General features: G+C 60.0%; 10 protein-coding genes. 9 read left to right on the top strand and 1 reads right to left on the bottom strand.

Features of this window, described 5'->3' with window-relative positions:
• Positions 1-166 precede the first annotated feature (166 nt).
• The 9 genes from K7431_RS21200 (at position 167) to K7431_RS21160 (ending at position 12,880) form a co-directional block, all read left to right on the top strand.
• Positions 167-1,570 carry a polynucleotide adenylyltransferase PcnB gene (locus K7431_RS21200; RefSeq protein ID WP_015885905.1) on the top strand — a complete coding sequence of 468 codons (1,404 nt, stop codon included), beginning with the start codon at positions 167-169 and terminating at the stop codon, positions 1,568-1,570.
• A 2-nt stretch (positions 1,571-1,572) separates the two neighbouring features.
• Positions 1,573-2,058, top strand: a complete 486-nt coding sequence (folK, locus tag K7431_RS21195) for a 2-amino-4-hydroxy-6-hydroxymethyldihydropteridine diphosphokinase (RefSeq protein ID WP_015885906.1) — start codon at positions 1,573-1,575, stop codon at positions 2,056-2,058.
• Positions 2,059-2,344: 286 nt separating this feature from the next.
• Positions 2,345-3,145: a 3-methyl-2-oxobutanoate hydroxymethyltransferase gene (gene panB / locus K7431_RS21190; RefSeq protein WP_015885907.1), complete on the top strand. Its 801-nt coding sequence runs from the start codon at positions 2,345-2,347 to the stop codon at positions 3,143-3,145.
• The gene (gene panC, locus K7431_RS21185; protein WP_015885908.1) at positions 3,142-3,993 is read left to right on the top strand and encodes a pantoate--beta-alanine ligase; all 852 of its coding nucleotides are present in this window, start codon (positions 3,142-3,144) and stop codon (positions 3,991-3,993) included. The genes panB and panC overlap by 4 nt, the downstream gene beginning before the upstream one ends.
• 213 nt (positions 3,994-4,206) lie before the next feature.
• A complete protein-coding gene (pgi, locus tag K7431_RS21180; protein WP_015885909.1) occupies positions 4,207-5,871 on the top strand; it encodes a glucose-6-phosphate isomerase in 1,665 nt (554 codons plus the stop codon).
• Positions 5,872-5,976: 105 nt separating this feature from the next.
• Positions 5,977-7,914, top strand: a complete 1,938-nt coding sequence (gene acs / locus K7431_RS21175; protein ID WP_015885910.1) for an acetate--CoA ligase — start codon at positions 5,977-5,979, stop codon at positions 7,912-7,914.
• A 16-nt stretch (positions 7,915-7,930) separates the two neighbouring features.
• Positions 7,931-8,800, top strand: a complete 870-nt coding sequence (locus tag K7431_RS21170) for an oxygenase MpaB family protein (RefSeq protein ID WP_015885911.1) — start codon at positions 7,931-7,933, stop codon at positions 8,798-8,800.
• A 57-nt stretch (positions 8,801-8,857) separates the two neighbouring features.
• On the top strand, positions 8,858-9,874 hold the full coding sequence (locus tag K7431_RS21165; protein ID WP_015885912.1) for a class I SAM-dependent rRNA methyltransferase: 1,017 nt from the start codon (positions 8,858-8,860) through the stop codon (positions 9,872-9,874).
• Positions 9,875-9,961: 87 nt separating this feature from the next.
• Positions 9,962-12,880, top strand: a complete 2,919-nt coding sequence (locus tag K7431_RS21160; RefSeq protein WP_015885913.1) for a DUF748 domain-containing protein — start codon at positions 9,962-9,964, stop codon at positions 12,878-12,880.
• Between the two features lie 221 nt (positions 12,881-13,101).
• Here the strand turns inward: K7431_RS21160 and K7431_RS21155 are convergent, their stop codons facing one another.
• Positions 13,102-13,725: a BON domain-containing protein gene (locus tag K7431_RS21155; RefSeq protein ID WP_015885914.1), complete on the bottom strand. Its 624-nt coding sequence runs from the start codon at positions 13,723-13,725 to the stop codon at positions 13,102-13,104.
• Positions 13,726-14,019 lie beyond the last annotated feature (294 nt).

The following is a 14,019-nucleotide window of genomic DNA, read 5'->3' as shown; positions in this document are numbered from 1 at the left end:
TCCCCTTGTAGTTTCCGGGATTTGTCTGGCATGAATCACCGTAAAGGCTTATGGCGCAATGCCCTTAGCTTGTTCCTACACCATCCCCTGACTAAATGCTAGAATCCCGGCCCATCATGCGGTCATTCTTCGTTATGGCCGAACATTCCTTCAAACAGTGCATCCCATGCTGAAGAAGTTGTTCCAGTCATTCCGTTCTCCCTTGCGTCGTACGCAACACAAACGCAGCACGCCTGAAGTGCTCAACAGCAGCCAGCATTCGCTGCAACGTGCTCAATTCAGCCGTTATGCAGTGAACATCGTCGAGCGTTTGCAGAACGCCGGTTACCAGGCCTATCTGGTGGGCGGGTGCGTGCGTGACATGCTGCTCAATATCACGCCCAAGGACTTCGACGTTGCCACCAGCGCTACGCCTGAGCAGGTACGCGCCGAATTCCGCAATGCGCGTATCATCGGTCGGCGCTTCAAGTTGGTGCATATCCACTTCGGACGCGAAATCATCGAAGTCGCGACGTTCCGTGCAGGCCACCCGCAAAACGATGAAGAGGAAGACACCAACCAGTCCTCCCGCAACGAAAGCGGGCGTATCTTGCGCGACAACGTCTACGGCACCTTGGAAGAAGACGCGCAGCGCCGCGACTTCACCATTAACGCCCTGTATTACGATCCGGTCAGCGAACGCATTCTCGATTACGCCAATGGCGTACACGACATTCGCAATAACCTGATCCGCCTGATCGGCGACCCGGTCCAGCGCTACCAGGAAGACCCGGTGCGCATGCTGCGGGCCGTGCGGTTTGCCGCCAAGCTGAACTTCGGCATCGAGAAACACACGGCTGCGCCGATTCGCGAACTGGCACCGATGCTGCGGGAGATCCCTTCAGCGCGCCTGTTCGAAGAAGTGCTCAAGCTGTTCCTCTCGGGGTACGCCGCCGACACCTTTGAAATGCTGGTGGACCTGCAGCTGTTCGATCCCCTGTTCCCGGCCAGCGCCGAGGCGTTGGAATACAACCCCACGTACACCCACACCCTGATCAGCGAAGCACTGATCAACACTGACCTGCGCATCAAGCAGAACAAACCGGTGACCCCGGCGTTCCTGTTTGCCGCCCTGCTGTGGCCAGCCCTGCCAAAACGCGTACTGCGCCTGCAAGACCGTGGCATGCCACCGATTCCGGCCATGCAGGAAGCCGCGCATGAGCTGATCGCCGAGCAGTGCCAACGCATCGCAATCCCGAAACGCTTCACCATGCCGATCCGCGAGATCTGGGACATGCAGGAACGCCTGCCGCGCCGTAGCGGCAAACGTGCTGACCTGCTCCTGGACAACCCCCGCTTCCGCGCAGGCTATGACTTCCTGCTGCTGCGCGAAAGCGCTGGCGAGCAAACCGACGGCCTGGGCGAATGGTGGACCGACTACCAGGATGCCAATGACAGCGAGCGCCGCGACATGATCCGTGACCTCGGCAGCAAAGGCGACGGCGAAGGCGCTGGGCCGAAGAAGCGTCGCCGCAGTGGTACCAAGCGCAAGCGCAGTGCCGCTGATGCCTCGGGCGCTGCAGGCGAATAAACGTGGGACGCATCTACATCGGCATGGGCAGCAACCTGGCTGCCCCGGATCAGCAATTGCGCAGTGCTATTGAAGCGCTGGCGCAATTGCCAGGCACCACCGTCGCCGGTGTCTCCGCCTTTTATCAAAGTGACTCTCTGCTCCCGGGCCAGCCGCGCTATACCAATGCGGTGGCCGCCCTGGACAGCAGCCTCGCGCCCCTTGAGTTACTGGATGCGCTGCAAGCCATCGAAAACGACCAGGGCCGCGAACGCCTGGAGCGCTGGGGACCGCGCACGCTCGACCTGGATATCCTGCTGTTTGGCGATCACCTGATCGACGAGCCACGCCTCAAGGTGCCCCATTACCAGATGCACCTGCGTGCGTTTGTACTGTACCCGCTGGCGGAACTGGCGCCCGCCACCCTGTCATTGCCTGACGGCCAAACCCTGCGCGACTTGCTGGCCGCTTGCCCGTTTATCGGCCTGGAACGCCTTCCTCAGGACTGACTCAGCCAGCGCCCACATGTTGATCTCCTGTGACGTGAAAACGGGGCTCAAGTTGCTGAATCGCGTCAGTAACAGCGGTAACACCGCCATCGTAACAATGCGGTAACACATCCAATTGACTTCCCGTGTCCTCCTCACGACTATAGGCGTCCCGCTGCCGCCAACCCGGCGCTAAAGGGCGCAATCCAGGCCTTATAAGCACTGCTCTCAAGACAGTGCGCCTGTATAAACGAAGACTCACGCGCGTTACTCGCTGTTTCCAAGCGCCTGAACGAGGACCCTTTTCATGCCAGACATTACCCTGACCACCTTGCAGAGCCTCAAGCTCAAAGGTGAAAAAATCACCATGCTGACCTGCTATGACGCCACCTTCGCCCACGCCAGCTGCCAGGCCGGGATTGAAGTGCTGCTGGTGGGCGACTCCCTGGGCATGGTTCTTCAAGGGAATGACAGCACCCTGCCCGTCACCACCGATGAACTTGCGTACCACACCGCCAGCGTCAAGCGTGGCAACGATGGCGCCTTCATCATCGCCGACCTGCCGTTCATGGGTTACGCGACGCTTGAACAGACCTTCCAGAATGCCGGCAAGCTGATGCAAGCCGGTGCGCACATGATCAAAGTCGAAGGTGCGGTGTGGCTTGCCGAGTCGATCCGCCTGCTGGCTGAGCGCGGCGTGCCGGTGTGCGCGCACATGGGCCTGACACCACAGTCGGTGAACCTCCTCGGCGGCTACAAGGTACAGGGCCGTAATGAGGCCCAGGCGCGCCAGATGCGCGCCGATGCCATCGCCTTGGAACAAGCCGGCGCGGCAATGATCCTGCTCGAATGCGTGCCAAGCGAACTGGCGGCAGAAATCACCCAGGCCGTGAAAGTGCCGGTGATCGGTATTGGCGCGGGTTCCGCCACCGATGGCCAGGTACTGGTGTTGCACGACATGCTCGGCCTGTCGATCACCGGTCGCGTGCCGAAGTTCGTGAAAAACTTCATGACCGGCCAAGCCAGCATCCACGACGCATTGAGCGCCTACGTCGCTGAAGTCAAAGGCGTGACCTTCCCTGGCGCCGAACACGGATTCTCTGCATGAACACCGTAAAAACCGTACGTGAACTGCGCGCAGCCGTAACGCACGCCCGCAGCGCCGGCAAGCGCATTGGCTTTGTGCCCACCATGGGCAACCTGCACAGCGGCCATGCCACCCTGGTGACCAAGGCCGCCCAACAGGCCGACTTCGTGGTGGCGAGCATCTTCGTCAACCCGCTGCAGTTTGGCGCGGGCGAAGACTTGGACAAGTACCCACGCACCCTCGCCGCCGACCAGGAAAAGCTGCTGCAAGCCGGCTGCAACCTGCTGTTCGCGCCCACCGTCGAGGAAATGTACCCCGGCGGCATGACCGGCCAGACCCGCGTCAGCGTGCCGCAACTGTCTGAAGGCCTGTGCGGCGCCAGCCGTCCAGGGCACTTCGAAGGCGTGGCGACGGTGGTCAGCAAGCTGTTCAACATGGTCCAGCCGGACATGGCCGTGTTTGGCCAGAAGGATTACCAGCAACTGGCGGTGATCCGCGCCATGGTCCACGACCTGAACATGCCCATCCAGATCATCGGCGAACCCACCGTGCGCGCCGACGACGGCCTCGCACTGTCGTCGCGCAATGGCTACCTCACCGATGAGCAGCGGGCCATTGCCCCGGTGCTGTACCGCAGCCTCAGCCAGATTGGCGCAGCGATCAAAGCCGGTGATCACGACTTCGCCAAGCTGCGTGCCGAACAGGTCCAGCAGATCGAAGCTGCCGGGTTGCGCCTGGACTACTTTGAAGTACGCCAGGGCGTGCATTTGCGCCCCGCCACGCCCGAGGACCGCGATATCGTGATCCTGGTAGCCGCTTATCTGGGGGCCACCCGCCTCATCGACAACCTGCACCTGACCCTCGACTGACCCCTCCTTGCTGCGGAAATAAAAAGTGCCGGTATAAAAAAGTACCGGCCTGAGCGCAGACAAAGCCAAGACATATCGACACGCTAGGTTTAATGTAATCGCCCTGCGCTATGGTTAGCGCTGTCCGGAACCCATTGCTTGATAAAAGACTGGACGTTCCGGGCTTAAAAGTGTCCTAAAGGCAGTCCCCGTAATAAAAGGAAACCCGCAGCGATGGCGTACTACCGCACTCCTCATGACGTTACCGCTCTGCCCGCCTGGCAAGCGCTCAATCAACATCGCCAAGCCATGCAGGATTTCAGCATGCGCGAAGCATTCAATGCCGATCCTCAGCGTTTCTCCCAGTTCACCTTGAGCAGCTGCGGACTTTTCCTCGATTACTCGAAAAACCTGATCACCAGCGAAACCCGTGACCTCCTCGTGGGCCTGGCCAAAGAAGTCGGCCTGAAAGACGCGATCAATTCGCTGTATGCCGGCGAGCCCGTCAACTCTTCCGAAGGTCGCCCAGCGCTGCACACCGCTCTGCGCCGTCCGGTGGGTGACAAGCTGTCGGTGAACGGCGTGAACATCATGCCGGACGTGCACAAGGTGCTGAACCAGATCACTGACCTGGTCGGCCGCATCCATGATGGCCTGTGGCGTGGCTACACCGAAAAGCCGATCACCGACGTGGTGAACATCGGTATCGGTGGCTCGTTCCTCGGCCCGGAACTGGTCTCCGAAGCGTTGTTGTCCTACGCCCATAAAGGCGTGCGCTGCCATTACCTGGCGAACATCGACGGCAGCGAGTTCCACGAGCTGACCATGAAGCTGCGCGCCGAGACCACGCTGTTTATCGTCTCGTCAAAATCCTTCAACACCCTCGAAACCCTGAAAAACGCCCAGGCCGCCCGCGCCTGGTACCTGGCTCAGGGTGGCTCGGAAGCCGAGTTGTATCGTCACTTCATCGCCGTATCCAGCAACAACGCGGCAGCCGTGGCCTTCGGTATCCGCGAAGAAAACATCTTCCCGATGTGGGACTGGGTCGGCGGCCGTTACTCACTGTGGTCGGCCATCGGCTTGCCCATCGCCCTGGCGATCGGCATGTCCAACTTCAAGGAACTGCTGTCCGGTGCCTACACCATGGACCAGCATTTCCAGAACGCCCCATTCGAAGCCAACATGCCGGTGCTGCTGGGCTTGCTGGGCGTGTGGTACGGCAACTTCTGGGGTGCGCAGAGCCACGCGATCCTGCCGTACGACCACTACCTGCGTAACATCACCAAGCACTTGCAACAGCTGGACATGGAATCCAACGGCAAGAGCGTTCGCCAGGACGGTACGCCCGTCGCTACCGATACCGGCCCGGTGATCTGGGGTGGCGTGGGTTGCAACGGCCAGCACGCTTACCACCAGTTGCTGCATCAGGGGACCCAACTGATCCCGGCCGACTTCATCGTGCCGATCGTCAGCTTCAACCCGGTGTCCGACCACCATCAGTGGCTGTACGCCAACTGCCTGTCCCAGAGCCAGGCGCTGATGCTCGGCAAGACCCGCGTCGAAGCCGAAGCCGAGCTGCGCGACAAAGGCATCCCGGAAGACGAAGTGCAGAAGCTGGCACCGCACAAGGTGATCCCGGGCAACCGTCCGAGCAACACCCTCGTGGTCGAGCGCATCAGCCCGCGTCGCCTGGGGGCACTGGTCGCCATGTATGAGCACAAAGTGTTCGTGCAGAGCGTGATCTGGGGCATCAACGCCTTCGACCAATGGGGCGTGGAACTGGGCAAAGAGCTGGGCAAAGGCGTCTACAACCGCCTGACCGGCGCCGAAGAAACCTCGGCCGAGGACGCTTCGACCCAGGGCCTGATCAACTACTTCCGCGGTCGTCACCGCGGCTGATACAGGTATTGCAGGGCCAACGTCCGTTTGGAGGTTGGCCTTGAACCCTCCCCCTGCAGGGTGCATCTTTATGACTTGTGGCTAAAACAAGAATAAGGATCGCTCATGTTCGATATCAGCACGTTTCCCACCGCCGATGCCGTCCGCCGGGCTGCGCAACTCAGTCAAGAGGACTACCAGCGCCTCTACCGCCAATCCATCGAACAGCCGGATACCTTCTGGGCTGAACAGGCCAAGGCCTTTCTCGACTGGATAACCCCTTGGCACACGGTTCATCGCTCAGACATCAACACCGGCGCCGCCCAATGGTTTGCCGGCGGGCAACTGAACGTCAGCTACAACTGCATCGACCGTCACCTGGGGCAACGCGCCGATCAGCCAGCCTTCATCTGGGAAGGCGATGATCCTGCGAAATCTTCCACAATCACTTACCGCCAGCTGCACCAGAACGTCAGCCGCCTGGCCAATGTACTGAAAAGCCGTGGCGTGAAAAAAGGCGACCGGGTGTGCATCTACATGCCGATGATCCCGGAAGCCGCCTACGCCATGCTTGCCTGCACGCGGATTGGCGCCGTGCACTCCGTGGTGTTTGGCGGGTTCTCACCGGACGCCCTGCGTGATCGCATTCTCGACGCGGACTGCCGCACCGTGATCACCGCCGACGAAGGCGTACGCGGCGGCAAGCCGGTGGCGTTGAAACAAAATGTCGACAAAGCCCTGGCCAGTTGCCCCAACGTCAGCACCGTGCTGGTGGTGGAGCGCACGGGGGCTGACCTGATCTGGGTGAAAGACCGCGACATCAAGTATCGACAAGCCCTGGACGCCGCCAGCGACGACTGCCCGCCCGAGCCGATGGACGCTGAAGACCCGCTGTTCATCCTCTACACCTCCGGCAGCACCGGCAAACCCAAGGGCGTGTTGCACACCACCGGGGGCTACCTGCTGCAAGCAGCGATGACCTTCAAGTACGTGCTCGACTACCGCGACGGCGAAGTGTTCTGGTGCACCGCCGATGTGGGCTGGGTCACCGGCCACAGTTACATCGTGTACGGCCCGCTGGCCAATGGCGCGACCTCGCTGATGTTTGAAGGGGTGCCGAGCTACCCGGACAGTTCGCGCTTCTGGCAGGTGATCGACAAGCACAAGGTCAATATTTTCTACACCGCGCCCACGGCCTTGCGTGCATTGATGCGTGAGGGCCATGGCCCGCTGGAGAACACGTCCCGCGCCAGCCTGCGCCTGCTGGGCAGCGTCGGCGAACCGATCAACCCAGAAGCCTGGGATTGGTACTTCAACGCCGTGGGCGAACAACGCTGCCCGATTGTCGACACCTGGTGGCAGACCGAAACCGGCGGCATCATGCTCAGCCCCTTGGTCAGCGCGCAACGGATCAAGCCGGGCTGTGCAACCCAGCCCATGTTCGGCGTACAGCCCGTGTTACTGGATGAACACGGCAAGGCCTTCAGCGGCGCCGGCAGTGGCGTGCTGGCGATCAAAGCGAGCTGGCCGGGGCAGATCCGCAGTGTGTACGGCGATCCGCAGCGGATGATCGACACCTACTTCAAACCCTACCCCGGCTACTACTTCACCGGTGACGGTGCGCGGCGCGATGAAGACGGTGACTACTGGATCACCGGACGCATCGACGATGTGATCAACGTGTCCGGTCACCGTATCGGCACCGCCGAGGTCGAGAGCGCCCTGGTATTGCACGACCAGGTCGCCGAAGCCGCCGTGGTGGGCTACCCCCATGACGTCAAAGGCCAGGGCATTTATGCCTTTGTCACGCCCATGAATGGCGTGGAGCCCAGCGACGCGTTAAAAAAACATTTGCTGGAATTGGTCAGCAAGGAAATTGGCAGCTTCGCCAAGCCGGAACTGATTCAATGGGCACCGGCCTTGCCCAAGACCCGCTCCGGCAAGATCATGCGCAGGATTTTGCGCAAGATCGCCTGCAACGAACTCGACAGCCTCGGCGACACGTCGACCCTGGCTGACCCGAGCGTCGTAGAGGGCTTGATCGACAAGCGCCTGAACCGATAGGAAATCCCACGTCGCCATGGAATTTATTCGCAGCCGTATCGAAACCCAGTTGATGAGCCTCACCGGCCTGTCGCTGGGCCAACTGGACCTGGAAAACCCCAAGGGTGACCCAGGCCTGTTCGGGCCTGACTCGGTGAGTTGGCAAGTCCATGGCGACTTCACCAGCATGCTCGTCGGCGGCATCAGCGCCTTGATGCTGCAGGCCTTGCACCCCTTGGCCCTGGCGGGTGTATGGGACCATTCGAACTTTCGCCAGGACATGCTCGGGCGCTTACGGCGTACCTCGCAGTTCATCTCGGGCACGACCTTTGGCTCGCGCAAAGACGCCGAATGGCTGATCGAAAAGGTCCGTACCATTCATTTGCAGGTGGTCGGCCATGCGCCGGATGGTCGGCCCTATGCGGCCAGCGATCCGGAACTGCTGACCTGGGTGCATGTGGCGGAAGTCAGTCACTTCCTGGCCGCCCACTTACGGTATCGCAACCCACACCTCTCAGGCCGGGACCAGGACCGTTACTACAGTGAAATTGCCTTGGTGGCCGAGCGGCTGGGCGCACGGCATGTTCCGCGCTCGCGGCAGGAAATTTCGGATTATCTGGCACGTATTCGTCCACAACTGCTGTGCGACGATCGCAGCCGCGAGGTCCTGCGTTTGCTGCTGAATGCGCCCTCTCCCAGTACGCTGGCCAAACCTTTTGGCGCCTTGATGATGCAAGCCGGGATCGACCTGCTGCCGGATTGGGCCAGCGCCATGCTTGGACAGCACCAGAGCCCGCTGCAACGCCAGATGATCCGAGCCGGGGTCAAACGCAGTGCGCCGATGCTGCGTTGGGCCATGCGCAACGGTTCGGTACAACGCGCCCATCGGCGGATGGGGTTGATGTAGGCGACGGCGCATAGCTGTTAAACTTCGCGCCCTCAATTCCCCAGCAAGGCGCGCTCCATGTCTTCCTTGAATCAGGCGCTGCGCGCCGCCCTCGATCATCGCCAAGACCTGATCAGCGAGTTGCACGCCCAGGGCACCGACTGCTACCGCGTGTTCCACGGCAGCCAGGAAGGCGCCGGCGGCCTGACCATCGACCGCTACGGCCCGCAATTGCTGGTGCAGAGCTTCCACCAATCCCTGCAAACCGAAGCGCTGTTGGACCTGCATCAACAGATCAACCAGTCCATGGGGCTGGAATTGCTGCTGGTGTACAACGACCGTTCCCGTGGCAATTCGCGCATCGACCGCGAAGACACGGTATACCGTGCCGAGCCCGCCGCGCTGGAAGACCTGGTTGGACACGAGTGGGGCCTCAATTACCGCGTGCGCGGGCGCCATGCCGGGCAGGACCCACTGCTGTTCCTTGACCTGCGCAATACCCGTGGCTGGGTCAAGGCGCACAGCGCCGGCAAAAGCGTGCTGAACCTGTTCGCCTACACCTGCGGCGTGGGGCTGAGCGCGGCTGCCGGCGGTGCGCGTGAGGTGTGCAACCTGGACTTTGCCGAGGGCAACCTGGCGGTCGGTCGCGAAAATGGCCTGCTCAACCCGCAATTGCCCACCATGGAGTTCGTACAATCCGACTACTTCCCGGCCATTCGCCAACTGGCCGGCCTGCCGATCACCCAGCGGCGTGGGCAGAAACTGCCGAGCTATCCGCGCCTGGAGCAACGTCAATACGACCTGGTTTTGCTTGACCCTCCGGCCTGGGCCAAGAGCGCATTCGGTACCGTCGACCTGCTGCGCGACTATCAGAGCCTGCTCAAACCCGCGCTACTTGCCACGGCTGAAAATGGCGTGCTGATCTGCTGCAACAACCTGGCAAAAGTCAGCATGGAGGATTGGCGCGAGCAGGTACTGCGTTGCGCTGAAAAAGCCGGCCGACCGGTGCGCGACTGCAAAATCATGACGCCCGGAGTGGACTTTCCCTCACAGGATCAACAGCCCCCCCTGAAAACCCTGATACTTCAACTGTAAGACCTTTCCCAAAGGCCCGGCTCTTCGGAACCGAAAACCCGTGCCATACTCCAAGGCACTCCTGTATGACATAGATGGCGCCGCCCCATGCCCAAAGGATTGATCCGCGCCGCTGGCGCCTTGTTGACTGCCCTTGCCCTGTACAGCTTACTGGGCTTTCTGATTCTCCCCGGTATTGCGCTTCGTATCGCCAACCAGCAGTTGGCGAATTACGCCACGGTGCCGGCGCGGATCGAACGGATCGAGTTCAATCCGTTCAGCCTGGAAGTGACGGCCTGGGGCCTGCAAATCGGTGAGCCCGGCAAGGAGCAGGTAGGTTTCGAACGCCTCTATGCCAACCTGCAGATCGACAGTCTCTGGACCCGCGCCTTGCACCTCGCTGATATACAACTGGACAAGCCCAAGACCGAGCTGTTGTTCGACAAGTCCGGCCAGTTGAATCTGGCGCAGTTGTTCAAGCTGCCACCCAGTGAGCCCACCCCGACCGATCCGGATGCCAAGCCGTTTCCGTTGCGTATCGACAGCATCAAGCTGGCGGCCGGCTACGTGCACTTCCAGGATTTACGCCCCAGCGAGCCTATCGAATTCCTCTACGACACACTCGACTTCGAGTTGAAGAACCTCAGCACCCTGCCAGAAGACAATGCCGACATGACCTTGGTCGCGGCAGGCCCTGAAGGTGGGCAGATCGACTGGAAAGGCAATTTCAGCCTGGTGCCGATCACCTCCGAAGGTACGTTGAAGGTCACTGGCGGCAAGATGAAAGCCTGGTGGCCCTACGTACGTGACGCGCTGCCACTGGTGCTTGAAGACGGCGTGCTCAACTTCAGCACCGAGTACACGTTCAGCCTGGCCAAAGAGACCGAACTGAAGCTGACCAACACCGCCGCCAGCATCGCACCGTTCTCCATCAAGGCCCCCGACGGCCGCCCATTGGTACGCCTGGAGCGCCTGGACGTCAGCGAGACCACCGTGGACCTGGCCAAGCAGCAGGTGGTCGTCGGCAAGATCCGCAGCAACAAACTGGAAACCTGGGCGGCGCTTGAGGCGGACGGGCAACTGGACTGGCAAAAGCTGTTCGCCGGCCAACCGAGTAAACCCGCCAAGGCGCCGGAGCCTGCGACCGCACCGGCCACTGCCGACTCGCCAAAACCCGCGCCCGCCGCGCCAAGCAAACCGTGGCAAGTGCTGCTCAAGGACGTGCAACTGCGCAATTACCAGGTGCACCTGGCTGACCGTCAGGCCAAGCCGGCGGTCGCGTTGGAAGTGGGCCCGCTGAACGTCGATATGCAGAACTTCGATAGCCTCAACCAGAGCCCGTTCACCTTGAAAGTCGACACCGGCCTGGGCAAGCAAGGCAAGCTCCAGGCGACCGGCGAAGTCAACCTCAACCCGGTCAGCGCCAAGCTCAAAGTGAACACCCAAGACATCGACCTGCGAGTTGCCCAGTCCTATATCAGCCCGTTCATCCGCCTGGAACTGCGCAGCGGCATGCTCGGCAGCGCCCTCGATGTAAACCTGAAAAGCACTGCCCCATTGAAACTGCAAGTCACTGGCCGGGCACAGATCGACCAGTTGCACACGCTGGACACCCTCAAGACCCGCGACTTCGTCAAATGGCAGCGCCTGGTGCTGGAAGGTGTGAACTATCAACACGGCGACAGTCTGTCGATTGACAAGGTCAACCTGCTGCAGCCGTATGCGCGCTTCATGATCAATGATGACCGCACCACCAACGTGGATGACCTGTTGATACCGCAACAAGCCGACAAGAGCGCCAAGCCCGCCAGCAAAGACAAGCCCTTGGGCATTCGTATCGGGCAAATTGCGATCAATGACGGTTCGGCCAACTTTGCTGACTTCAGCCTCACACCCAACTTCGCCACGGCCATTCAACAGCTCAACGGGCAGATCGGCACGATCGACAGTCGCCAGGCCAAGCCGGCCAGCGTCGATATCAAGGGCAAGGTGGACCGGTATGCGCCGGTGACCATCAAAGGCAGCGTGAACCCGTTTGATCCTATGGCAGCGCTGGATATCGCCACCAGCTTCAAACGTGTCGAGCTGACCACCCTGACCCCCTATTCCGGTAAGTTCGCGGGGTTCCGGATCCGTAAGGGGCGTCTGAATCTCGACCTGCACTACGTGATCACCAAGGGCCAATTGAAGGCTGAGAACAAAGTGGTGGTTGAACAGCTGCAACTGGGTGAGAAAGTTGACAGCGCCGATGCCGTGGACTTGCCGATTCGCCTGGCAATCGCCCTGCTGAAGGACTCCGACGGCAAGATCTCCATCGAACTGCCGGTGACCGGCGACCTGAATAACCCGCAATTCAGCGTAATGCCGATCGTCTGGCAGACCCTGCGTAACCTGGTAGTGCGTGCGGCGACAGCGCCCTTCAAGTTTATCGGGGGGTTGGTGACGGGTGGGGGATCGGAAGACCTGGGGAATGTGTCGTTCGCCGCAGGTTCCAGCGAGTTGAACAAAGACGCTGAGGGTGCGTTGAATAAGCTGGCCAACGCGCTGAAAGAGCGCCCTACCCTGCGCCTGGAAATCGAAGGTACCGCCGCTGCCAGCAGCGATGGCCCACTTCTCGCCGCACAGCGTCTGGAGCGCGAATACCAATACAACTACTACAAGATGCTCCAGCGCCGTGGCGACAAGGTTCCGGCCCAGGCTTCCTTGGTGGAAGTACCGGAAAGTGAAAAAGCGCCCTTGCTGGAAGGCATCTACCGCACCCGTCTGAAACAGCAACCGCCGGCGGAGTGGAAAGACCTTAGCCGTGATGAGCGCACAGCGAAGCTCAAGGACGGCGTGATCAAGTTCTGGAGCACAAGTGATGTACTGCTGCGCCAGTTGGGTCAGGACCGGGCCAGCACCATCAAGGACTACCTGGTCGACAAAGGGAAGTTGGAAGATGACCGGGTGTACTTCATCGATGCCAACCTGGGCCAGGCCGAGAAGGATGGTCGGGTCGTGACACCGATGCACCTGGATGCCGAGTAACGCCTGAGCGACACCTGTGCAACGGTGGGAGCTGGCTCCCACAGTTGTTATCGGCTGACCTTGCGATTGTGTTCCAGTCCACAATAGAACAGGCCCCAGCACAAGTGCCGGGGCCTGTAATGACCACATCCGTGTGGTCGGTCGCATGAACCTTAGAGGTGCATTGAGTGGATATCTAACTCACGCGCCGCCGCCGCCTAGTTCAGACGAATTATTGAGCGTTACTCTGCTTTCAGGCCGTCGGCCGATACAGCTTTGACGCCTTTGATTTTCTTGGTGATATTCACCGCGGTAGTTTTCTGAGCTTCGGTGACTGCTGCAGTCGAAGACAGGGAAACTACGCCTTTGTTGGTCTCGACTTTGATGTCGGTGCCAGGAATGCCTTTCTCGGTTACCAGATCAGCTTTTACTTTGGTAGTGATCCAAGTATCGGAGGTCGACTCTTTGGCGTTAGCCGCTGCGCCTTTGGTTTTGTCGATGTTGTCAGCCTTGGTAGCGCCGCCAGCCATCAGGCCGTCAGCAGAAACGGCAGTCACACCTTTAATTTTCTTGGTGATGGCAACAGCAGTCGCTTTTTGCGCATCCGAGATAGCGACTTCCGAGGACAGGGAAACCACACCTTTGTTGGTTTCAACCTTGATGTCCGAACCCGGAATGCCTTTTTCGGTCAGCAGATCAGCTTTAACTTTGGTGGTGATCCAAGTGTCAGAAGTCGATTCTTTTGCCTTGGTGACTTCACCGGCTGCCAGGGTCATTGGCGCCTGGGAATTCTGTGCGAAGGCTACGTTAGCCATAGCCAGGGTCAGAGCGGTAGCAGTTGCAGTAGCGAGAGCGAACTTCTTCATACGAGTAACTCCTGTTTTATTAAAAGTCTGCAGTGTGTGAACCTTGATGCTGCAGCGTTAACAGGGTTATTGCAGGCAGTGTGCCAAGTCTTGATCTGGAATTAAATCGTTATAAAACAATCACTTATAAAAACAGGTAATTTTCGAAATCGTGCAACTTGCATGAAACAGTCCGCCCCTGCATGCAAGTTGCGGCTTTTTTTGAGTTTAGTAAGCGCCTGATTATTAGGCATTTTCTCACGGGCATAAAAAAAGGACTCCGAAGAGTCCTTTTTTCAGCGTAAAGCCCGGGGT

The sequence above is a fragment of the Pseudomonas fluorescens group sp. genome, assembly GCF_020093335.1.
Taxonomy (GTDB): Bacteria; Pseudomonadota; Gammaproteobacteria; order Pseudomonadales; family Pseudomonadaceae; genus Aquipseudomonas; species Aquipseudomonas petroselini.
The sequence above is the reverse complement of the archived record's forward strand: the minus strand, read 5'-3'. Positions and strand labels throughout refer to the sequence as shown.